This window comes from Pseudomonas sp. FFUP_PS_473 (genome assembly GCF_002858665.1).
In the GTDB taxonomy this organism is placed as follows: domain Bacteria; phylum Pseudomonadota; class Gammaproteobacteria; order Pseudomonadales; family Pseudomonadaceae; genus Aquipseudomonas; species Aquipseudomonas defluvii.
Genome location: NZ_PJQQ01000014.1, coordinates 49,815 through 72,941 on the forward strand (window position 1 = coordinate 49,815; position 23,127 = coordinate 72,941).

Sequence of the window (23,127 nt, forward strand, 5' to 3'; positions counted from 1 at the left end):
TCGCGGATCGACTCGTGGATGCGTTCGACAAAGCGATTGAACGACTGCCCCAATGCACCGAATTCGTCCTGAGCATGGATGCGCAGCCGCTTGGTCAGGTCGCCTTCACCTTCGGCAATGTCGTGCATCGCACGGCCCATCACATGCAACGGCTCCATCAGCACGCGAATCAGCATGCCGAGCAGGCCGATGATGATCAGCACGGCAATCGCCATGGCAATCATGGCCGAGGTGCGGAACTCGCCGAGCATGGCAAAGGCCGCCTCTTGGTCCAGTTCCAGTGCGACGTACCAGTTGACCGACGGAATGCCGCTGACCTGCGTGAAGCTGATGAACTTCTTGTGCCCATTGACTTCAACCTCCTTGAGCCCGCTGCCAATAGTCGGTGCACCTTGTGGGTACACATCGGCCAGTGTCTTCAGGTTCAACGAGCTGTCCGGGTGGATCAGGATCTTGCCGTCACTGCCGACGATGAACGCGCGGCCATGCCCATCGAAGTTCAAGGCATTGATGATTGAGCTGATGGTGTCCAGGCCTGTATCGGCACCCGTCACCCCAACCCGCCGGCCATCATGCTGCACCGGGGTCGCAATGGTAATGACCAGCTTGCCCATGGAGGCCGATACATAGGGCTCGGTGATAATGGTGCTGTTGGCGTTGCTGGCAGCCTTGTACCAGCCACGGGCGCGTGGGTCATAGTCGGCAGCACGGTTTCCGGCAGGCACTGACAACATGCTGCCATCCTCGCCACCGAAGTAGGTCATCAGGAAGTTATCGCTATAGACCGACAACTCAATGCTGCGTGTCAGGCTGTCTTTTTGGGTGCCGTCCACGGCAATTTGCTGAGCCAGAGAATTCAGGATCTGAATACGGCTGCCTAGCCAGTTCTGGATGTTGCTGGTGGTCAGGCTGCCCAGTTCCTGCATCGATGCTTCGGTGCTGTCGCGCAGGGCCTCGCGTTGCCGGTAATCGTTGAACAGGATGAAGCCGGAGAAGGCGACGACGACCACAAGGGCGGCAGCGAGAAGGATCTTGTGGCTGAACTTCAGGTTTTTGGTCATTACGAGGTCTTTTTACGCAAGGCGAATCAATGGTGAGGGCGCGGCAAAAGGTCGCAGCGCACTCTAGGTGTCGTCCAAGCGGTAAAAAAGATTAATGCTCATTTCACCTGAGCCGACCAACGTCATCGATCAATGTTCTACTGCGGGGAACCACAGGGGCTTTTCCCCTTCTAAGCTGATGGCAGGCTATCCGCCCAGCCCCCTCATGTTCAGGAGTGACCTTTCATGTCGTTGCGTTCCCTCGCTCTGTTGTCCTTGTGCGTGTTTCTGACTGCGTGCAACAAAATCAATCAGGAAAACTACTCACGGCTCAAGGCGGGCATGGCAAAGGTCGACGTTGAAAAGCTGCTCGGCAAGCCAACTGATTGCTCAGGTGCGTTGGGCATCTCCAGCTGTACCTGGGGTGACAAAGACACCTTCATCAGTATCCAGTTTGCGGGTGACAATGTATTGATGTACTCAGGACAGGGGCTCAAATGAAACGACTCTCTCACCTGCTGGGGCTGAGCGCGGCTCTGCTTCTTGGCGGTTGCGCGCACTCTGATAGCGGGCCACTGCCGCCCAAGACAGTCGAGCGTGTCGACCTCAAGCGCTACCAGGGCACGTGGTATGAACTGGCGCGTTTGCCGATGTTCTTCCAGCGTGATTGTGCGCAATCTGAAGCGCATTACAGCCTCAAGCCAGATGGCAATGTCGGCGTTCTCAATCGCTGTCGCACCTTAGAAGGGGAGTGGCAGGAGGCAAGCGGTACCGCCACGCCACAGGTGCCAGGCAAGACCGACAAGCTCTGGGTCGAGTTTGATAACTGGTTCTCGAGACTGCTGCCGGGCGTCGCCAAGGGCGACTATTGGGTGTTGTACCTCGACGATGACTACCAGACCGCACTGGTTGGCAACCCGAACCGGCGTTACCTCTGGCTGCTCTCGCGCAGGCCGACGGTACCGGCCTATGAGCGCGAAAGCCTGCTGGCCAAGGCACGCCAGCAGGGGTACGACACGACGCGCTTGATCTGGCGAGTGTCTGATCAGGATATTGCCAGGCAGCCGTGATTGCTTGCCTGGCTGGCCCCTGCATCAACTCCCGCGTCAGCCCAACAGTTCTCTCAGCACACGGGTAAAGGCCTGGGCGGTCTGTTCTTCGGCGGCATGATGGCCTTGGCGTACCACCCATTTGCCGTTGACCATCACATCGCGGACCTGACGATCGCCTCCGGCAAACAGCCAGCGATTGAGGATGCCATCGCCCTTGGCCGTTGCCAGGTAGGGGTCGTTGCCGTCGAGCACCAGCCAGTCGGCGCGGTGACCTTCTGCCAGCGTGCCCACCGGCTGCCCTAATGCTTGTGCTCCGCCACTGAGGGCTGCATCGAACAGTGTGCGCCCAACCATCGGCTGCTCCGCACGGTACAGTCGGTTGCGTCGCTGGTCGCGCAGGCGTTGGCCGTATTCGAGCCAGCGCAGTTCTTCCACCACGCTGAGCGAAACATGGCTGTCCGAGCCAATACCCAGGCGACCGCCACGGGCCAGGTAGTCGACTGCAGGGAAGATGCCGTCGCCCAGGTTGGCCTCGGTGGTCAGGCACAATCCAGCTACCGCGCCGCTGGCCGCCATCAGCGCGACTTCGTCGGCTTCGGCGTGGGTGGCATGGACCAGGCACCAGCGCTGATCAACCTCGGTGTTCTCGTACAACCATTGCAGTGGGCGTCGGCCGCTCCAGGCCAGGCAGTCGTCGACTTCTTTCTGTTGCTCCGCAATGTGTATGTGCACAGGGCAGTGTGGGTCGCTGGCGGCCATGACCTGAGCGATCTGTTGCGGAGTGACGGCGCGCAGCGAGTGGAAGCACAGCCCCAAATGTTGCGCGGGTTGCTGCGCCAGCAGTGGTGCCAGGCGCTCGTGTAGCCGCAGATACTGCTCGGTGTTGTTGATAAAGCGGCGCTGCCCATCGGTGGGCGCTTGGCCACCGAAACCTGAGTGGCTGTAGAGCACGGGGAGCAGGGTCAGGCCGATGCCGCTGTGGCTGGCAGCCTGGCTGATACGCTGGGACAGTTCCGTCGGGTCGGCATAGGGAGTGCCATCAGCATCGTGGTGCACGTAGTGGAACTCGGCGACCGAGGTGTATCCGGCCTTGAGCATCTCGATGTACAACTGGCGGGCAATCACTTCCAGTTGTTCCGGGCTGATCTGGCCGACCATGCGGTACATCAGTTCGCGCCAGGTCCAGAAGCTGTCATTGGGGTTGCCAACCACTTCAGCCAGGCCGGCCATGGCGCGCTGGAAGGCATGTGAGTGCAGGTTTGGCATGCCCGGCAGCAGTGGGCCTGCCACGCGTTCGGCGCCCTCGGCCGAGGCATCGGTATGGACGCGGCCGATTCGGCCGTCGGTACCGACCTCGATGCGGACATTGTTGGCCCAGCCGGTAGGCAGCAAAGCACGTTCGGCAAAGAAGACGGACATCGACACGGCACCTCGTTTTGTTTATTTGTATATACATATACAGACGTTTGCCTGCTGGGTAAACTCCGGCAATCTATGGAGTACTCATTTTGAACAAGGATCTCGACGTGCCGACACCACCTGTCTCCGCGCTGGTTGCCCAAATGGGCGAGGGGCCGGCGCCGCTGTATGCCCGGGTCAAGCAAATGATTGCCCTGCAAATCAAGAACGGTAGCTGGCCACCGCACCACCGTGTGCCGTCGGAAAGCGAACTGGTCAGTGAGCTGGGCTTCAGTCGCATGACCATTAACCGCGCACTGCGCGAGCTGACAGCCGAGGGGCTGTTGGTGCGCATGCAGGGCGTCGGGACCTTTGTTGCCGAGCCCAAGACCCGTTCCGCATTGTTCGACGTCAACAACATTGCAGACGAGATCGCCGCGCGGGGTCACAAACACACCTGCAAGGTGGTGACCCTGGCTGAAGAGGCCGCCGGCTCCGAGCGGGCGCTGGCACTGGATATGCGCGAAGGTCAGCGGGTGTTCCATTCGTTGATCGTGCATTACGAGAACGACATTCCGGTGCAAATCGAAGACCGCTTCGTCAATGCTCAGGTTGCACCGGACTACCTCAAGCAGGATTTCACCGTGCAGACCCCTTATGCCTACCTGTCCCAGGTGGCACCCCTGACCGAGGGCGAGCATGTGGTCGAGGCGATTCTGGCTGAGCCGGAGGAATGTCGTCTGCTGCAGATCGAGCAGGGCGAGCCGTGCCTGCTGATTCGACGTCGCACGTGGTCCGGCCGTCAGCCGGTGACGGCGGCACGGTTGATTCACCCTGGTTCCCGTCATCGTTTGGAAGGACGTTTCAGTAAATGAGTCAGATGCAGGTACTTCGCGCGGTCAATTACCCCCGCATGCCCTGGAAGAATGGTGGTGGCAGCACCGAAGAAATCGCCCGTGACGCCGGAGAGGGGCTTGAGGGCTTTGGCTGGCGCCTGTCGATTGCCGATATTGCCGAGTCGGGTGGCTTCTCCAGCTTTGCCGGATACCAGCGGATCATCACCGTGCTGCAAGGTGACGGCATGGTGCTGCAGGTCGATGGTGAGGCAAGCCGTGCACTGTTGCCCTTCGATGCCTTCATGTTCTCAGGTGAAAGCCAGGTGAGCTGCCGCTTGTTGGGTGGGCCGATCCGCGATTTCAACCTGATCTATGCGCCGCAGCGTTACCGCGCACGCCTGCAATGGCTTGAGGGTGAGAGTCGTCTCTTCAGTTCGGCGCAGACGCTGTTGGTCTTCGCTGCTGGCGAGCAGGTTCGTGCTGCGTTGGGCGGGCATGCGGTGCAGACGCTGTCACGCCACGACTGTCTGCAGGTCGAAGGAAACGCGGGGTTGCAGGCGCTTGAGCTGAGTGGTCACTGCTGCCTGATCGAGCTGAGCCACTGCTGAGATTGTTACCGCGGTTACTGATGAGTTGCGCGCGGGTGTGTTACTGATTGACCCAAGGTGGTGCAACGCCACCTTGTCTGACGGCGTTGTTCTGCACCCCTGTCCCCCTCCCATACGTTTTCTTTTGCTGCCAGAACCCCGGATTTCTTGCGCTGCGTTGGCCGTGGCGTGCCTCTTTGGCAGTTCGTCGGAGAAGTTGGCACTTCAATTGCCTATGCTTGTACATACAAGTAAATATGTGTTTGTATGAGTGTGCATGGCAGCCCTACTGCCATCCCGAATTTGCCTGCCACCGCTGGCACGCTCGCCCACAGCCTGGGCTGGGCGGGATCGATCGCTTGAGGAGCCGTTACCGTGACTGACAAGAACATGAACAAATTCCGTGACGTCGAAATTCGCGCCCCGCGCGGCACTACGCTGACCGCCAAAAGCTGGCTGACCGAAGCGCCGCTGCGCATGCTGATGAACAACCTCGACCCTGAAGTCGCGGAAAACCCGAAAGAGCTGGTGGTGTACGGCGGCATTGGCCGTGCGGCGCGTAACTGGGAGTGCTACGACAAGATCGTCGAAAGCCTGACCAACCTGAACGACGACGAAACCTTGCTGGTGCAGTCCGGCAAACCGGTCGGCGTGTTCAAGACCCACGCCAACGCCCCACGCGTGTTGATCGCCAACTCCAACCTGGTGCCGCACTGGGCCACGTGGGAGCACTTCAACGAACTGGATGCCAAGGGCCTGGCCATGTACGGCCAGATGACTGCCGGCAGCTGGATCTACATCGGTAGCCAGGGCATCGTTCAAGGCACCTATGAAACCTTCGTCGAGGCCGGCCGCCAGCACTACAACGGCAGCCTCAAGGGCAAGTGGGTACTGACCGCCGGCCTGGGTGGCATGGGTGGCGCGCAGCCGCTGGCCGCAACCCTGGCCGGTGCCTGCTCGCTGAACATCGAATGCCAGCAGAGCCGCATCGACTTCCGCCTGAGCACCCGCTATGTCGACGAACAGGCCAATGACCTGGACGACGCCTTGGCGCGCATTGCCAAGTACACCGCTGAAGGCAAAGCCATTTCCATTGCCCTGCACGGTAACGCGGCTGAAATCCTGCCTGAACTGGTCAAGCGCGGCGTGCGTCCAGACATGGTCACCGACCAGACCAGCGCCCATGACCCGCTCAACGGCTACCTGCCAGCAGGCTGGACCTGGGAACAGTACCGTGACCGCGCACAAACCGAGCCGGCTGCCGTGGTCAAGGCGGCCAAGCAGTCGATGGCCGTGCACGTTCAGGCCATGCTCGATTTCCAGAAGCAGGGCATTCCGACTTTCGACTACGGCAACAACATCCGTCAGATGGCCAAGGAAGAAGGCGTAGAAAACGCATTCGACTTCCCAGGCTTCGTACCGGCTTATATTCGTCCGTTGTTCTGCCGTGGCATCGGCCCGTTCCGCTGGGCGGCCTTGTCGGGTAACGCCGAAGACATCTACAAGACCGACGCCAAGGTCAAGGAACTGATCCCTGACGATGCGCATCTGCATAACTGGCTGGAAATGGCCCGTGAGCGCATCAGCTTCCAGGGCCTGCCAGCACGTATCTGCTGGGTTGGTCTGGGGCAGCGCGCCAAACTGGGCCTGGCCTTCAACGAGATGGTTCGCCGCGGCGAGTTGTCGGCACCGATCGTGATTGGTCGTGACCACCTGGACTCGGGCTCGGTGTCGAGCCCGAACCGCGAAACCGAATCGATGATGGATGGCTCCGACGCTGTGTCCGACTGGCCATTGCTCAACGCACTGCTCAACACCGCCAGCGGCGCGACCTGGGTCTCGTTGCACCACGGCGGTGGTGTCGGCATGGGCTTCTCGCAGCACTCCGGCATGGTCATCGTCTGTGACGGTACCGACGAGGCAGCCGAGCGAATCGCTCGCGTTCTGACCAACGACCCGGCCACTGGCGTGATGCGCCATGCCGATGCCGGTTATCAGATCGCCATCGATTGCGCCAAGGAACAAGGTCTGAACCTGCCGATGATTACGCGCTGATTGGCGCGCAATGGTTGATACTGAATTAACGACAGGCGTAATCGCCTCTCTGTAGCGGAGCAACAACGTGACTGAATTGACCCTGAAGCCTGGCACCCTGACCTTGGCTCAGCTGCGTGCCATCTACAAGAACCCGCTGAAACTGAAGCTGGATGCCAGCGCCGACCAGCAGATCGACGACAGCGTTGCCTGCGTCGAGCAGATTCTTGCGGAAAACCGTACCGCCTACGGCATCAACACGGGTTTTGGCCTGTTGGCGTCGACCCGTATCGCCAGCCATGACCTGGAAAACCTGCAGCGCTCGCTGGTGCTGTCTCACGCCGCAGGTGTCGGCGAGCCGATCTGCGATGAGCTGGTGCGCCTGATCATGGTGCTCAAGGTCAACAGCCTGAGCCGTGGTTTCTCGGGCATCCGCCGCAAGGTCATCGATGCGCTGATCGCGCTGATCAACGCCGAGGTTTACCCGCACATCCCGCTCAAGGGTTCGGTGGGGGCATCCGGTGACCTGGCGCCGCTGGCGCACATGTCGCTGGTTCTGCTGGGCGAGGGCAAGGCTCGTCATAAAGGCCAGTGGCTGTCGGCGACCGAAGCACTGGCAGTAGCAGGGCTTGAACCGCTGACCCTGGCTGCCAAGGAGGGCCTGGCCCTGCTCAACGGTACCCAGGCGTCCACGGCCTACGCGCTGCGTGGCCTGTTCCAGGGTGAAGACCTGTTCGCAGCGGCCATGGCCTGCGGTGGCCTGACCGTTGAAGCCGTGCTCGGTTCGCGTTCGCCTTTCGACCCGCGGATTCACGCCGCCCGTGGTCAGCGCGGTCAAATCGACGCAGCGGCCTGCTACCGTGACCTGCTGGGTGACGGCAGTGAAGTCTCGGCGTCCCATGAGCATTGCGGCAAGGTCCAGGACCCATACTCGCTGCGTTGCCAGCCTCAGGTCATGGGGGCTTGCCTGACCCAGTTCCGTCAGGCGGCCGAAGTACTGGTCATCGAAGCCAACGCCGTATCGGACAACCCACTGGTATTCGCCAAAGAGGGCGACGTGATTTCCGGCGGCAACTTCCACGCCGAACCGGTGGCCATGGCTGCCGACAACATGGCCTTGGCCATTGCCGAGATCGGCTCGCTGAGCGAGCGCCGTATCTCGCTGATGATGGACAAGCACATGTCGCAGCTGCCACCGTTCCTGGTGGCCAATGGTGGGGTCAACTCCGGCTTCATGATCGCGCAGGTCACGGCAGCAGCGCTGGCCAGCGAGAACAAGGCCCTGGCTCACCCGCACAGTGTCGACAGCCTGCCGACCTCGGCCAACCAGGAAGACCACGTGTCGATGGCGCCGGCTGCTGGCAAGCGCCTCTGGGAAATGGCTGACAACGTTCGCGGCATCCTCGCCGTGGAATGGCTGGCCGCCTGCCAGGGCCTGGACCTGCGTGAAGGGCTGAAGACCTCGCCGAAGCTGGAAACGGCTCGTCAACTGCTGCGCAGCAAGGTCGCTTATTACGAAAAGGACCGGTTCTTCGCGCCGGACATCGAGGCGGCCAGCGCCTTGCTGGCTGAAGGGCACTTGAACGGTCTGCTGCCGGCTGGCGTTCTGCCGAGCCTCTGATCCGTTGGGCTGATATCGCCTTTGCCGTACGGGCCCGAAAGGGCTCGTACCGCTTTTCGCCTACAAAAATAATCAGGACCGCGAAATGCAATCTCAATCGCAAGGACTCAAACGCGGGCTAACGGCTCGCCATATTCGTTTCATGGCCCTGGGCTCGGCCATTGGTACGGGCCTGTTCTACGGCTCTGCTTCGGCGATCCAGATGGCGGGCCCGGCAGTGCTGCTGGCCTACCTGATCGGCGGTGCTGCCGTCTTCATGGTCATGCGCGCCCTGGGGGAAATGGCCGTACACAACCCGGTTTCGGGCTCGTTCGGTCAATATGCCTCCACCTATCTGGGGCCGATGGCCGGGTTTGTGCTCGGCTGGACCTACGCATTTGAAATGGTCATTGTCTGTTTGGCCGACGTGACGGCCTTCGGCATTTACATGGGCTTCTGGTTCCCCGAAGTCGCGCGCTGGATCTGGGTGCTGGGTATTGTCTTCCTGATCGGCGGGCTGAACCTGTGCAACGTCAAGGTCTATGGCGAGATGGAGTTCTGGCTGTCGCTGCTCAAGGTCGTTGCCATCGTCGCGATGATCCTGGCCGGCTTCGGCATCATGCTCTTCGGGCTGGGCAGCGCCAATGGCGACACGGTCAGTGGTATCGTCAACCTGACGGCCCACGGCGGCTTCATGCCCAATGGCGTGAGCGGCCTGATCGCCTCGTTTGCCGTGGTGATGTTTGCCTTTGGCGGTATCGAGATCATCGGTATCACTGCAGGCGAAGCGAAAGACCCTCAGCGCGTGCTGCCCAAGGCGATCAATGCTGTTCCGCTGCGGATACTGCTGTTCTATGTGCTGACCCTGTTCGTCCTGATGTGCCTCTACCCGTGGCCGCAGATCGGTACCCAAGGTAGCCCGTTCGTACAGATTTTCAGCAATCTGGGGATCGGTTCGGCTGCGGCCGTGCTGAACATTGTGGTGATCTCGGCGGCGGTATCGGCGATCAACAGCGATATTTTTGCCGCTGGGCGCATGATGTACGGCTTGGCTCAGCAAGGTCAGGCACCGAAGGGGTTCGCCAAGGTTTCCCGTCAAGGTGTGCCATGGATGACCGTACTGGTCATGGGTGTGGCACTGCTGAGCGGCGTCGTGCTGAACTACCTGATCCCGGAAAACGTCTTCCTGCTGATCGCCTCCATTGCCACGTTCGCCACGGTATGGGTCTGGCTGATGATTCTGGTGACCCAGGTCGCCATGCGTCGCAGCATGAGCCGTGAAGAAGCCGCACAACTGAAGTTCCCGGTACCGTTCTGGCCCTATGGTCCAGCGGCAGCGATCGCCTTCATGGTGTTCATCTTCGGTGTGCTGGGTTATTTCCCGGATACACAGGCAGCGCTGCTCGTCGGCGTGGTCTGGGTGGTGTTCCTGGTTGCCTCTTACCTGCTCTGGTGCAAGCCGCGCGTGGCTGTGGCGCCTGCTCAGGTATTGTCCAACACTCAACGATAGTCACGGAGACGGTGCATGAAAACCCTCTGGCAGCACTGCCATGTGGCAAGCATGGCGCAAGGTGTTTACTCGATCATCGAGGATGCGGCAATTTTGACGTCCGGCGAGCGGATCGAGTGGATCGGCCCGCGCCAGTCCCTGCCGGTCACGGCAGATGCCAGGGTGGTCGAGCTTAACGGTGCCTGGGTAACCCCGGGCCTGATCGACTGCCACACCCATACCGTGTTCGGCGGTAACCGCAGTGGCGAGTTCGAGCAACGCTTGCAAGGTGTCAGCTATGCCGATATCGCCGCCCAGGGTGGTGGTATCGCCAGCACCGTGCGCGCTACGCGCGCCGCTACGGAAGAACAGTTGTACGCCAGCGCTCGGCAACGCCTGCAGGCCTTGTTGCGCGATGGCGTGACCACCGTCGAAATCAAGTCCGGGTATGGCCTGGACCTGGCCAGTGAGCGCAAGTTGCTCCGGGTCATTCGTCGGCTGGGCGCTGAGTTGCCGGTGACGGTGCGCGGTACCTGCCTGGCGGCGCACGCCATGCCGCCGGAGTTCGCCGGTCGGGCAGACGACTACATTGAACACATCTGCACTGAAATGCTCCCGGCTCTGGCCGCTGAGGGGCTGGTCGACGCCGTGGATGCGTTCTGTGAATACCTGGCGTTTTCCCCGGCCCAGGTCGAGCGGGTGTTTATAAAAGCCCGTGAATTGGGCCTGCCGGTCAAATTGCATGCCGAACAACTGTCGTCGCTGCACGGCTCCAGCTTGGCGGCGCGCTATCAGGCATTGTCGGCGGATCACCTGGAGTTCATGACCGAGGAGGACGCCATCGCCATGGCGGCAGCCGGCACCGTTGCGGTGCTGTTGCCCGGCGCTTTCTACTTCCTGCGTGAAACCCAGCTGCCGCCGATGGACGCTTTGCGCAAGCACGGTGTGAAGATCGCCATCGCCACCGACCTCAACCCCGGGACCTCGCCAGGGCTGTCGTTGCGTCTAATGATGAACATGGCCTGTACGCTGTTCCGCATGACGCCGGAAGAAGCCCTGGCCGGGGTGACCCTGCATGCTGCCCGCGCCCTTGGGCTGGGCGACAGTCACGGGTCGCTGGAAGTGGGCAAGGTCGCCGATTTCATTGCCTGGGACATCGAGCGTCCTGCCGACCTGTCCTATTGGTTGGGCGGCGACTTACCCAAGCGGGTCATTCGCCATGGCCTTGAAACCCATTTTTGAAGAGCGTCTTTATGGATAAGGTTCTGAACTTTCACCAAGGCACCTTGCCGCTATTGATCAGCATGCCCCATGCCGGCGTGCGTTTGACACCGGCAGTCGAGGCCGGCCTGATCGAACCGGCACGCAGCCTGCCGGATACCGATTGGCACATTCCACGGTTGTATGACTTTGCGGTGAGCATGGGCGCCAGCATTGTTTCCGCCGAATATTCGCGGTTTGTCATCGACCTCAACCGTCCAGACGATGACCAGCCGCTGTATACCGGTGCCACCACCGGGCTGTACCCGGCCACCCTGTTCGACGGTACGCCGTTGTTCAAGGACGGGCTGACGCCATCGGCCCGCGAGCGAGCTGACTATCTTGAGCGTATCTGGCGGCCGTATCACGACACGTTGCGCCAGGAACTGGCGCGTCTGCGTGAGCAGTTCGGCTACGCGCTGCTGTGGGATGCCCACTCGATCCGCTCGCACGTCCCGCACCTGTTCGACGGCACGCTGCCGGACTTCAACCTGGGCACGTTCAATGGGGCCAGCTGCGACCCGCAACTCGCCGAGCAGTTGCAAGCGGTGTGCGCTTGCGCCGAGGGTTACAGCCATGTGCTGAACGGGCGCTTCAAGGGTGGGCATATCACCCGTCACTATGGTGACCCGGCCAGGCACATTCATGCGGTACAGCTGGAGTTGGCGCAGACTACCTATATGGAGGAAGTCGAGCCGTTCCATTATCGCGAGGATCTGGCGCAACCCACCCAGCAGGTGCTGGAACGCCTGCTCAACGCAGCAGTGACCTGGGGCAAGGCGCACTACGCAGTGTGAACGGTTTTATGCGGTGTCAGATGTTGCGGGGGGCATGCTCAAAGCGCAATTCGGGTTTATGATGCCCAACGGCAGAATAATTCCCCCACACGGAGTGCGTAATGCAGACCTTGTACCCGCAGATCAAACCCTACGCCCGACACGATCTGGCCGTGGAGGCGCCGCATGTGCTGTATGTTGACGAGAGCGGTTCGCCCGAGGGGTTGCCGGTGGTGTTTATCCACGGTGGGCCGGGAGCAGGGTGTGATGCACAGAGTCGCTGCTATTTCGACCCGAACCTGTACCGCATCATTACCTTCGATCAGCGCGGCTGCGGGCGCTCGACACCGCATGCCAGCCTTGAGAACAACACCACCTGGCATTTGGTCGAGGACCTTGAGCGCATTCGCAAGCACCTGGGTATCGACAAGTGGGTGGTGTTCGGTGGCTCCTGGGGGTCGACCCTGGCCTTGGCCTATGCCCAGACTCACCCCGAACGCGTACAGGGTTTGATCCTGCGCGGTATCTTTCTGTGCCGCCCACAGGAAATCGAGTGGTTCTACCAGAGTGGCGCCAGCCGCTTGTTCCCTGACTACTGGCAGGACTACATCGCGCCGATTCCGGCCGAGGAACGCGGCAACCTGGTCCAGGCTTTCCACAAGCGCCTGACCGGCAATGATCAAATTGCCCAGATGCATGCCGCCAAGGCCTGGTCGACCTGGGAAGGGCGTACCGCTACCCTGCGGCCCAACCCGTTGGTCGTCGACCGCTTCTCCGAGCCTCAGCGCGCGTTGTCTATTGCGCGGATCGAATGCCATTATTTCATGAACAATGCATTCCTTGAGCCCGACCAACTGATTCGCGACATGCCGAAGATCGCCCACCTGCCTGCAGTGATCGTGCATGGTCGTTATGATGTCATCTGCCCATTGGATAATGCCTGGGAGCTCCATCAGGCCTGGCCAAACAGCGAGCTGAAGGTGATTCGCGATGCAGGGCATGCGGCGTCTGAGCCGGGTATCACCGATGCGCTGGTGCGTGCTGCCGACCAAATGGCCCGGCGTTTGCTGGACTTGCCACTGGAAGAAGCGTGAAGGGCCTGTTGCAGCGCGTGCGTAGCGCACGCGTTGAGGTGGACGCAGAGATTGTCGGGGCGGTCGACCAGGGATTGCTGGTGCTGGTTGCAGTCGAGCCGGGCGATACCCGCGCCCATGCCGACAAGCTGCTGCACAAACTGCTCAATTACCGCGTGTTCAGTGATGAGCGGGGCAAGATGAACCTGTCGCTCAAGGACATTCAGGGCGGCTTGCTGCTGGTCTCGCAGTTCACCCTGGCGGCTGATACACAGAGCGGATTGCGCCCGAGCTTCTCCAGCGCTGCACCACCTGCGCTGGGCGCGGAGCTTTTCGAGTACTTGCTGGGGCAGGCGAGGGCGTTGCACGCTACAGTTGAAAGCGGGCGTTTCGGTGCCGACATGCAGGTACATCTGGTCAATGATGGCCCCGTAACATTTATGTTACAAATATAAGGCTGAAAACCTCCTTTTTTGCAGGAAAAAAGGAGGGTTCTAGCAGAAATAGTTGTGTTGCCCTGATGCGTTGTAGCGCCGCCTGCTAGATAATCGCGCGCTACCAAGATCGGCGTTCGCCGATTTGTTTTACTTTAACTTGAGAACTGTCTGACGCCGTTTAGGGAATCATTACGCCCTTTCGGAGTCCGAACAGTGCTCGCCAACCCGGCAAGCGATGGCTGGCAGTTGGTTCTTTGATCTGTTTTCGGCGAGGGTTGCTCGTGATTGTAAGTCCCTGTAATGCACCAAGAACTTCTGGCAATCGGCTGCGCAAGGCTCTGGCAGCCGGCTCGGCGCTCGTCTGCCTGCTCGGCGCAGGCCAGCTCTGGGCGTTCAACCTTGACGATGTAGCGGCCAAGGCGAAGGATCTTGCCGGGCAGAAGTACGAGGCGCCGAAGAGCAACCTGCCCGCAGTGTTCCGCGAAATGAAATTCGCGGACTACCAGAAAATTCGCTTCCGTGAAGACAAGGCCGAATGGGCCAAGGCCAAGACGCCGTTCAAGCTGTCCTTCTATCACCAGGGCATGCACTTCGACACCCCTGTGACGATCAACGAGGTTGTCGGCAGCAAAGTCCACGAAATCAAGTACGACGCCAGCCGCTTTGACTTCGGTGACCTGAGCTTTGACAGCAAGGCCACTGAAAAGCTCGGTTACGCCGGCTTCCGCGTGCTGTACCCGATCAACAAGGCTGACAAGCAAGACGAAATCATGACCTTGCTGGGCGCCAGCTATTTCCGCGTGGTCGGCAAGGGGCAAGCCTATGGCCTGTCTGCCCGTGGTCTGGCTATCGACACGGCACTGCCTTCTGGCGAAGAGTTCCCACGCTTTACTGAGTTCTGGATCGAGCGTCCAAAGGCGACCGACAAGCAACTGGTCATCTATGCGTTGCTTGACTCGCCACGTTCCACCGGTGCTTACCGTCTGACCCTGCGTCCGGGTAGCGACACCATCGTTGACGTCAAGTCCAAGGTGTTCCTGCGTGACCGTGTCAGCCGCCTGGGCATTGCCCCGCTGACCAGCATGTTCCTGTTCGGTGGCAACCAGCCATCGAAGGTGCTCAACTACCGTCCTGCCCTGCACGACTCTGAAGGCCTGTCGATTCATGCCGGCAACGGCGAATGGCTGTGGCGCCCGCTGAACAACCCGAAACACTTGGCCGTCAGCAACTTCAGCGTGGAAAACCCACGTGGTTTTGGCCTGTTGCAGCGTCAGCGCGAGTTCAGCCAGTTCGAAGACCTGGATGACAACTACCATAAGCGCCCAAGCGCCTGGATCGAGCCTGTTGGCGACTGGGGCAAGGGCACGGTCGACCTGGTGGAAATTCCAACTGCCGACGAAACCAACGACAACATCGTTGCGTTCTGGAGCCCGGAAAAACTGCCTGAGCCTGGCACTGCTGCCGAGTTCGAGTACCGTCTGCACTGGACCATGGATGAGTCCGAACTGCATTCGCCGAAGCTGGGTTGGGTCAAGCAGACCCTGCGTTCGACCGGTGATGTCAAGCAATCCAACCTGATCCGTCAGCCTGATGGTAGCGTGGCCTTCCTGGTCGACTTTGAAGGCCCGGTGCTCAAGGCGTTGCCGGAAGACACCGCTGTACGTAGCCAGGTCAGCCTTGGCGACAACGGTGAGTTGGTCGAGAACAGCCTGCGCTACAACCCGGAAATCCAGGGCTGGCGCCTGACCTTGCGGTTCAAGGTCAAGGACCCGAACAAGTCCACTGAAATGCGTGCTGCGCTGGTACGTGACGTTCCTGTTGAGCCGGCCAAGCCGACCAAGCAGGAAAAAGCCGCTGCCAAGCAGGCCAAAGACAAGGCCGAGAAAGCGGCCGCACAGCCAGCCGCCGATGCGGCATCCACCACCACGGCTCCGGCCACGACCGAACAAGTCCTGACCGAGACCTGGAGTTATCAGTTGCCTGCCGATGAGTAAACACTCTGCACAACCAGGGTCGCTGAGCGAATACCTGGAACACCTGCCACTGAGCGACGAGCAGCGGGCCGAACTGGCCAGCTGCACCTCGTTCAGCGAGCTGCATCAACGCTTGTCCGCACAACCGTCTGCCGGGGAGGCCGAGGCCGCCCAGGCGTCGGTTGCAGGTCGCCTTACCTTGGGTACGGCTGAGGAGCTGGAGGAGGCCGAGATGCTCGGCCTCGATGCCAGCGGTCGGTTGTGCCTGAAGGCTACCCCGCCAATTCGTCGCACTCGGGTGGTTCCTGAGCCGTGGCGGACCAATATCCTGATTCGCGCCTGGCGTCGTTTGACCGGCCGGACAAACGCCCCTGCGCCCGAAAAGCGCGAGCTACCGGCTGCACGCTGGCGCTGGGTTGGTTCGGTGCGCCGCTACATCCTGCTAACGCTGATGCTGGGGCAGACCATCGTTGCCGGTTGGTACATGAAAGGCATCTTGCCTTATCAGGGCTGGTCATTCGTCGACCTCGACGAGGTCCTGAACCAGCCGCTGCTGACCACCGTCCAACAGGTCTGGCCGTATGCATTGCAGACCAGCATCCTGGTCTTGTTCGGTATCCTCTTCTGCTGGGTATCCGCGGGTTTCTGGACGGCCTTGATGGGCTTCCTTGAGCTGCTGACTGGGCGCGACAAGTACCGTATCTCTGGCAGCAGCGCTGGCAACGAGCCGATTGCGCCGCAGGCGCGTACTGCGATCGTCATGCCGATTTGTAACGAAGATGTCCCGCGTGTATTTGCAGGGTTGCGGGCGACCTTCGAGTCGGTGGTTGCGACGGGCGATCTCGACCGTTTCGATTTCTTTGTGCTCAGTGACACCAACGACACCGATATTGCCGTGGCCGAGCAACAGGCCTGGCTGGAGGTTTGCCGCGAGGCCAAAGGCTTTGGGCGGATCTTCTATCGCCGCCGCCGTCGCCGTGTGAAGCGCAAGAGTGGCAACCTGGACGACTTCTGCCGCCGTTGGGGTGGGGACTACCGTTACATGGTGGTACTCGACGCCGACAGCGTAATGAGTGGCGAATGCTTGACCAGCCTGGTGCGGTTGATGGAAGCCAATCCGGACGCCGGTATCATCCAGACCGCGCCAAAAGCCTCGGGCATGGACACGCTGTATGCACGCATGCAGCAGTTCGCCACCCGCGTCTATGGCCCGCTGTTCACTGCCGGCCTGCACTTCTGGCAGCTCGGCGAGTCGCACTACTGGGGGCACAACGCAATTATCCGGATGAAGCCATTCATCGAGCACTGCGCCTTGGCGCCGTTGCCGGGTAAGGGTGCCTTCGCCGGTGCGATCCTCTCCCACGACTTCGTCGAGGCCGCACTGATGCGGCGTGCGGGGTGGGGCGTGTGGATTGCCTACGATCTTCCGGGCAGCTACGAAGAACTGCCGCCGAACCTGCTCGACGAGCTCAAGCGCGACCGGCGCTGGTGCCACGGCAACCTGATGAACTTCCGTCTGTTCCTGGTCAAGGGCATGCACCCGGTACACCGTGCGGTGTTCCTCACAGGTGTGATGTCCTACCTGTCGGCGCCGCTGTGGTTCTTCTTCCTGGTGCTGTCGACGGCGCTGCTGGCAACCAACACCTTGATGGAGCCGCAGTACTTCCTCGAGCCACGTCAGCTCTACCCGCTCTGGCCTCAATGGCACCCGGAAAAAGCCATTGCGCTGTTTTCGACGACCATTGTGCTGTTGTTCCTGCCCAAGTTGCTCAGCATCATTCTGATCTGGGCCAAGGGCGCCAAGGAATTTGGCGGTCGCTTCAAGGTGACGCTGTCGATGCTGCTGGAGATGCTGTTCTCCATGCTGCTGGCACCTGTGCGGATGATTTTCCACACTCGTTTCGTGCTGGCCGCGTTCCTGGGCTGGGCGGCAACCTGGAACTCGCCACAGCGTGACGACGACTCCACGCCATGGAGCGAGGCAGTTCGCCGGCATGGCCCGCAAACCCTGCTGGGCGTTGCCTGGGCACTGTTGGTGGCATGGCTGAACCCGAGCTTCCTCTGGTGGCTGGTACCGATTGTAGGTTCGCTGATGCTGTCGATTCCGGTTTCGGTGATCTCCAGCCGGGTCAACCTGGGCCTGCGCGCCAAGGATGAACGCCTGTTCCTGATCCCTGAGGAATACGCGACACCGCATGAGTTGCTGGCGACTGATCAGTACACCCATGAAAACCGTTGGCATGCACTGAATGACGGTTTTGTCCGGGCAGTGGTCGATCCACAGCAGAATGCCCTGGCCTGTGCCCTGGCGACGGCGCGTCATGGTGTTGCCGCACCGATCGAGGCCCTGCGTGCCGAGCGTATCGCCAAGGCGTTGGAGGTTGGCCCTGGCGCACTCGACGGCAGTACCCGATTGGCACTGCTCAGTGACCCGGTAGCGTTGTCACGCTTGCATGAGCGTGTCTGGGCCGAGCAGAGTGCCGCCTGGCTGGACGTCTGGCGGCAATCGATTGCCAGCAACCCGCATTCGCCGTTGTTGCCGTTACACCCGCAGTCGCAGGAGTTGCCATCGCTGGCTAATGCCTGATCGTTGAACTGCGCTGCAACCATCGCCGACAAACCGGAGTGCCCTACATGGGGCTTGGGCTTGCCGGCGATGTCGTTTCTGCCGACAACACATAACAAAGTGCCTATCGCCTATATGTGCCTTGCGGCGCATGGGGTAGCATCGCGCACTTCGATACAGTGCGTCGTCCATCAGGGCGATCTGCGATCACAATAAAATTCGAGCTTTCCTGTTGGGGGATCTGGTGATGATGAAAAAGTACCTGTCGATGCTGCTGGCCGGCGTCGCGGCACTGGCTACAGTGGCAACGGCCCAGGCCGGGGCAATTGACGACGCAGTCAAGCGCGGCACCCTGCGCGTGGGTATGGACCCTACCTACATGCCGTTCGAGATGACCAACAAGCGTGGCGAAATCATCGGCTTCGAAGTCGACCTGCTCAAGGCCATGACCAAGGCCATGGGCGTCAAGCTGGAGCTGGTGTCCACCAGCTATGACGGTATCATCCCGGCGCTTCTGACCGACAAGTTCGACATGATCGGCAGCGGCATGACCCTGACCCAGGAACGCAACCTGCGTCTGAACTTCAGCGAACCCTTCATCGTGGTCGGCCAGACCCTGCTGATCCGCAAGGAGCTCGCAGACAAGGTCAAGTCGTACAAAGACCTGAACACCGACGAGTACCGTATCACCTCCAAGGTGGGGACTACCGGTGAACTGGTCGCCAAGAAGCTGATCGGCAAAGCCAAGTATCACGGCTACGACAACGAGCAGGAAGCCGTGATGGACGTGGTCAACGGCAAAGCCGATGCGTTCATTTACGATGCCCCCTACAACGTGGTTGCGGTGAACAAGGCCGGTGCTGGCAAGCTGCTGTTCCTGGACGAGCCGTTCACCTATGAGCCGCTGGCCTTCGGCCTGAAGAAAGGCGACTACGACAGCATCAACTGGATCAACAACTACCTGCACCAGATCCACAACGACGGCACTTACAAACGTATCCATGACAAGTGGTTCAAAGACACCGCTTGGCTCAAGGACATGGAATAAGGCCGTCGTTCGACTGGCTTGAAACCTGACGCGCAGGCTAGCCCTGCGCGTTCGCTTTTACGGAACTACCTTTCGTGATTAAACACAAGAAAGCTCAGTGGCCTTGGCACGGGCTGACCGCATTGGTGTTGGTCGGCCTGGCCGTCAGCCTGTATTACGCGACCTCGGTGATTTCCTACGAGTGGCGCTGGAGTCGGGTGCCACAGTATTTCGCTTACCAGGCTGAAGAAGCGCAGCGCGCGGCCGGCTACGGCAAGGTCGAAGCCATTGTGCAGCAGGGCAGCATGGCCAAGGTCACCCTGCGCGACGAAGACGGCGGCGAACAGGTGCTGGACGTCGAGCAGAACAGCCTGCAGCTGTCCAAGGGCGACGATGTTGCTGAAGGCGATCTGGTGGGTGTCACTCGGCACTGGACCGCAGGGCCGCTGGCCTGGGGCCTGTGGACCACCGTATGGATTTCGCTGGCCTCCGGTGTGCTGGGCCTGCTGGTCGGCCTGGTGGCCGGTTTGTGTCGGCTCTCGAACAACCCGACCCTGCGCGACCTGTCGACGGTGTACGTCGAGTTGGTGCGTGGTACGCCGTTGCTGGTGCAGATCTTCATTTTCTATTTCTTCATCGGCACGGTGCTCAACCTGTCTCGAGAGTTCGCCGGGGTAGCAGCCTTGGCGCTGTTTACCGGTGCCTACGTGGCCGAGATCGTGCGTGCGGGGGTTCAGTCGATTGCCCGTGGCCAGAGTGAAGCCGCCCGCTCGCTGGGGCTGAGTGCGAGCCAGTCGATGCGCCATGTGGTGCTGCCACAGGCATTCAAACGTGTCCTGCCGCCGCTGGCAGGGCAATTCATCAGCCTGGTCAAAGACACGTCGCTGGTCTCGGTCATTGCAATCACCGAATTGACCAAAAGTGGCCGTGAGGCAATTACTACCTCGTTCTCGACCTTCGAGATCTGGTTCTGCGTTGCCGGCCTGTACCTGCTGATCAACCTGCCGCTGTCGCATTTCGCCAGCCGGCTTGAGCGGAGGCTCGCGCAAAGTGATTGAAGTTCGCGATCTGGTAAAAGTCTTCGATACCCGTGGTCAGGTGGTACGAGCTGTCGACCACGTCAGCACCGACGTAGCCAAGGGCGAAGTATTGGTAGTGCTCGGTCCTTCGGGGTCGGGCAAGTCGACCTTCCTGCGCTGCCTCAATGGCCTGGAAAGTTTTGATGAGGGCTCGGTGGCCATTGACGGCTTGCAGTTGAACGACCCGAAGACCGACATCAACGCCTATCGCCGTGAAGTCGGCATGGTGTTCCAGCACTTCAACCTGTTCCCGCACATGACCGTGCTGGAGAACCTGTGCCTGGCACAGAAGGTGGTGCGCAAGCGCAGCAAGCAGGAGCGCGAGGCCAAGGCGCGGGCATTGCTGGAGAAGGTCGGTATCGGTCAGAAGGCCAACGAGTACCCCTCCAGGCTCTCGGGTGGCCAACAGCAGCGCGTGGCGATTGCCCGGGCACTGTCGATGGACCCGAAGGTGATGTTGTTTGACGAGCCGACCTCGGCACTCGACCCGGAAATGGTCGGTGAAGTGCTGGACGTCATGAAGACCCTGGCTGTGGAAGGCATGACCATGGTCTGCGTCACCCACGAGATGGGCTTTGCCCGCGAAGTCGCGGACCGGGTGCTGTTCTTCGATCACGGCAAGCTGCTGGAGGACTCGCCACCCGAGGCGTTCTTTACCTCGCCAAAGGACCTGCGTGCCCAGGCGTTCCTGCGCCAGGTGCTGTAGCGCTTGTGTCATGGGTGCTGGTTCGCCAGCCCCCATGCTCGGGTCATTCCTTGCGCAAGGCTCAGATGCCGAATCGGCCGACCATCGTCGTCAATTGATTGCCCAGTTTCTGTAGCTCCACACTCGATCGGGTGATCTGTGTGCTGGCCGATGCGGTTTCCTCGGCAACATCGCGCACATTGATCACGTTGCGGTTGATCTCCTCGGCGACTGCGCTTTGCTCTTCGCTGGCTGTCGCGATCTGCTGGTTCATGCCTTGGATGTTCGAGACGCTGTGAGCGATCTGGGCCAGGGCCGCGCCAGCTTTTCTGCTGAGGGCAACGCTGTCCTGGGTCAGGTTCCTGCTGCTGTCGAGCAGTTCAACGACCTGAGCGGTACCGTTGTGAAGGTTGGCGATCAGTTCCTCGATTTCCTCGGTGGACTGCTGGGTGCGTTGTGCCAACCCTCGTACCTCATCGGCAACTACGGCGAAGCCTCGTCCAGCCTCACCTGCCCGGGCAGCCTCAATGGCGGCATTGAGTGCCAGCAGGTTGGTCTGCTCCGAGACCGACTTGATCACATCCAGAATGCTGCCAATGCGCTCGCTTTCCTGCGCCAACTTGCCCATTGCCTGGATTGAACGGTTGACTTGATCCGCCAGCTGTTCGATTTGTGCGACGGCTTCCGCGACGACCTGATCGCCCAGTTGGGCCTGATGGTCGGCATCACAGGCTGCAGCCGAAGCCTGTTCGGCATTGCGAGCCACCTCCTGTACCGTTGCGGCCATCTGGTTCATGGCGGTCGCCACCTGATCGGTTTCTTCCTTCTGGCTGCTGACACCGCCGTGCGTCTGAGCGGCTACGGCCGAAAGCGTCTGTACGGCGTCCGACAGCTGGGAAGTGCTATGACCAATACCGCCGATCAACTCGCGCAGGCTTAAGGTCATGCGGTGCATGCTGCGTTGCAACTGGCCCATTTCATCCCGGCGCGTCACCTCGCTATCGCCGCTCAGGTCGCCCTGAGCAATCCGTGCGGCCAGCTCAAGGGTGTGTCGCAGGGGCGTGGTGATCTGCAGGGTGATAATCCACGCAGCCAGAATGCCGACCAGCAGTGCCAGCGCGGAGACGCTGCTGAGGGCGGCTTGCGCGGTGTTTGCCTCTTGCTCTTGAACACTGAGTTGATGGTCTGTCAGGCGTTGGCCGACTTCACGCATCTGCTTGCCAAGGGTTTCCAGATCATTCTGTACATTTTCGACTGCAATGGCAGCATTACGGTACTGATCCAGCGCCTGGCCATAGCGGCTCAGCGCTGAGCCGCTCGCCTGCAGTGCCGAGGTGTCCGTCAGCTGGAGTTGAGCCAGTGCCGTACCCAACTGACCGAGTGCCGACTCGGCAGCGGTCATTGCCTGCTTGCCGACATTGGCAAAGGCGCTGGTAGGGTTGGACATGTAGGCTGGCACCTGACGTTGCTGGCTGACATTGTCGATCTGCCGGCCCAGGTTCTCCAGCAACCTCAGCGCCTTGGAGCGAGCCGTCTGGTTATGCTCCATATCCTGCAGGAGCAGGAGCTGCTTCTCGATGGCATCAATCGTGTCGAGAACTTGCTGCTCCTGAACCTCCAGCGCTTGAAAGTGCGTCATGCGCAACGTGACGGCTTTTTGCAGGGTGTCGAAGTCGCGCTGGTAGGTGTGCACGAGCTGTTGCTCGTCGTTCAGCAATTTCAGTTCTACGGGGTCGTCGAACTGCGGCAGCATGAGTTCCAGCATGTGCTGCATGTCGTTCAAGGCCTTGAGTACCTGGCCCTTGCTCTCATCGTCAGCCAACACCCGGAAGGTGATGCGCTCGGCGCGCAGATCCTTGTTGAGCTCACTGAGTCGGGCAATGCTGGACAGTCGCTTTGAGCTCTCAATGGCATCACCCAGCGTGGTCCAACCGAACAGGGTTATGGCCAGTGTCAGCGACAGAACCATGGCAAAACCGGCGGCGAGTTTGAGCTTGACGCTCAGGTTGCTAAGCAGGCGGGACAAGGGTCCGAACATGGCGGTTCTCCTGAATGATGAAGGGCTTCGCACCTGAAGGGGGAGGCGCGGCCATTGTGCTCATCGGCCGGAGAACGAGGACCTGAACCTGTGAGTGATGTAGGAAATTTCGCCTAAGTTTGCGTGAAATTGGAGTTTTTTACGTTATTTGTAGGGCTTTTCTTTCATTCATACATG

General features: G+C 60.5%; 17 protein-coding genes and 3 pseudogenes. 16 read left to right on the plus strand and 4 right to left on the minus strand.

Annotated features, from left to right (window positions below; all coding sequences use genetic code 11):
* Positions 1-23: 23 nt before the first annotated feature.
* Positions 24-1,061: pseudogene (locus CYD26_RS25905) on the minus strand (cache domain-containing protein); the annotation flags it as partial.
* 225 nt (positions 1,062-1,286) lie between these two features.
* Between CYD26_RS25905 and CYD26_RS11735 the strand changes: the two are divergent.
* Positions 1,287-1,541: a hypothetical protein gene (locus CYD26_RS11735; RefSeq protein ID WP_065760637.1), complete on the plus strand. Its 255-nt coding sequence runs from the start codon at positions 1,287-1,289 to the stop codon at positions 1,539-1,541.
* Positions 1,538-2,110: a lipocalin family protein gene (locus CYD26_RS11740; protein ID WP_102052681.1), complete on the plus strand. Its 573-nt coding sequence runs from the start codon at positions 1,538-1,540 to the stop codon at positions 2,108-2,110. The genes CYD26_RS11735 and CYD26_RS11740 overlap by 4 nt, the downstream gene beginning before the upstream one ends.
* 36 nt (positions 2,111-2,146) lie before the next feature.
* Here the strand turns inward: CYD26_RS11740 and CYD26_RS11745 are convergent, their stop codons facing one another.
* Positions 2,147-3,511, minus strand: a complete 1,365-nt coding sequence (locus CYD26_RS11745) for a formimidoylglutamate deiminase (protein WP_102052682.1) — start codon at positions 3,509-3,511, stop codon at positions 2,147-2,149.
* Positions 3,512-3,654: 143 nt separating this feature from the next.
* On the opposite strand from CYD26_RS11745, the gene hutC reads away from it, so the two are divergent.
* The 14 genes from hutC to CYD26_RS11815 all read left to right on the plus strand — a co-directional run bounded on the left by hutC (position 3,655) and on the right by CYD26_RS11815 (position 20,933).
* Positions 3,655-4,365, plus strand: coding sequence for a histidine utilization repressor (gene hutC, locus CYD26_RS11750; protein ID WP_177442432.1), 711 nt, complete (start codon positions 3,655-3,657; stop codon positions 4,363-4,365).
* Positions 4,362-4,934: a HutD family protein gene (locus CYD26_RS11755; protein ID WP_102052683.1), complete on the plus strand. Its 573-nt coding sequence runs from the start codon at positions 4,362-4,364 to the stop codon at positions 4,932-4,934. The genes hutC and CYD26_RS11755 overlap by 4 nt, the downstream gene beginning before the upstream one ends.
* Positions 4,935-5,303: 369 nt before the next feature.
* The gene (hutU, locus tag CYD26_RS11760; protein ID WP_176717446.1) at positions 5,304-6,968 is read left to right on the plus strand and encodes a urocanate hydratase; all 1,665 of its coding nucleotides are present in this window, start codon (positions 5,304-5,306) and stop codon (positions 6,966-6,968) included.
* 67 nt (positions 6,969-7,035) lie between these two features.
* Positions 7,036-8,568: a histidine ammonia-lyase gene (gene hutH / locus CYD26_RS11765; protein ID WP_065760642.1), complete on the plus strand. Its 1,533-nt coding sequence runs from the start codon at positions 7,036-7,038 to the stop codon at positions 8,566-8,568.
* 85 nt (positions 8,569-8,653) lie between these two features.
* Positions 8,654-10,057: an amino acid permease gene (locus tag CYD26_RS11770; RefSeq protein WP_102052684.1), complete on the plus strand. Its 1,404-nt coding sequence runs from the start codon at positions 8,654-8,656 to the stop codon at positions 10,055-10,057.
* Positions 10,058-10,072: 15 nt separating this feature from the next.
* Positions 10,073-11,278, plus strand: a complete 1,206-nt coding sequence (gene hutI / locus CYD26_RS11775) for an imidazolonepropionase (protein ID WP_099773360.1) — start codon at positions 10,073-10,075, stop codon at positions 11,276-11,278.
* Between the two features lie 11 nt (positions 11,279-11,289).
* The gene (gene hutG / locus CYD26_RS11780) at positions 11,290-12,093 is read left to right on the plus strand and encodes an N-formylglutamate deformylase (protein WP_102052685.1); all 804 of its coding nucleotides are present in this window, start codon (positions 11,290-11,292) and stop codon (positions 12,091-12,093) included.
* 101 nt (positions 12,094-12,194) lie between these two features.
* Complete coding sequence (pip, locus tag CYD26_RS11785) at positions 12,195-13,166, plus strand: prolyl aminopeptidase (RefSeq protein WP_102052686.1); 972 nt, start codon at positions 12,195-12,197, stop codon at positions 13,164-13,166.
* Complete coding sequence (gene dtd / locus CYD26_RS11790; protein ID WP_102052687.1) at positions 13,163-13,600, plus strand: D-aminoacyl-tRNA deacylase; 438 nt, start codon at positions 13,163-13,165, stop codon at positions 13,598-13,600. The genes pip and dtd overlap by 4 nt, the downstream gene beginning before the upstream one ends.
* Before the next feature lie 263 nt (positions 13,601-13,863).
* Positions 13,864-15,576 (plus strand): glucan biosynthesis protein G, encoded by a 1,713-nt coding sequence (locus CYD26_RS11795; RefSeq protein ID WP_065760648.1) that lies wholly within the window; start codon positions 13,864-13,866, stop codon positions 15,574-15,576.
* On the plus strand, positions 15,569-18,142 hold the full coding sequence (mdoH, locus tag CYD26_RS11800; RefSeq protein ID WP_099773362.1) for a glucans biosynthesis glucosyltransferase MdoH: 2,574 nt from the start codon (positions 15,569-15,571) through the stop codon (positions 18,140-18,142). The genes CYD26_RS11795 and mdoH overlap by 8 nt, the downstream gene beginning before the upstream one ends.
* 229 nt (positions 18,143-18,371) lie before the next feature.
* Positions 18,372-19,169 (plus strand): transporter substrate-binding domain-containing protein, encoded by a 798-nt coding sequence (locus tag CYD26_RS11805; protein ID WP_176717448.1) that lies wholly within the window; start codon positions 18,372-18,374, stop codon positions 19,167-19,169.
* Between the two features lie 74 nt (positions 19,170-19,243).
* Positions 19,244-20,206, plus strand: coding sequence for an amino acid ABC transporter permease (locus CYD26_RS11810; RefSeq protein WP_065760651.1), 963 nt, complete (start codon positions 19,244-19,246; stop codon positions 20,204-20,206).
* On the plus strand, positions 20,199-20,933 hold the full coding sequence (locus CYD26_RS11815; protein ID WP_065760652.1) for an amino acid ABC transporter ATP-binding protein: 735 nt from the start codon (positions 20,199-20,201) through the stop codon (positions 20,931-20,933). Before CYD26_RS11810 ends, CYD26_RS11815 begins: the two co-directional genes overlap by 8 nt.
* Before the next feature lie 183 nt (positions 20,934-21,116).
* Here CYD26_RS11815 and CYD26_RS25910 read toward each other — a convergent pair.
* Positions 21,117-21,867 (minus strand): annotated as a pseudogene (locus tag CYD26_RS25910) (methyl-accepting chemotaxis protein); the annotation flags it as partial.
* Positions 21,850-22,950 (minus strand): annotated as a pseudogene (locus CYD26_RS25915) (methyl-accepting chemotaxis protein); the annotation flags it as partial. The pseudogenes CYD26_RS25910 and CYD26_RS25915, both read right to left, overlap by 18 nt.
* Positions 22,951-23,127: the final 177 nt, after the last annotated feature.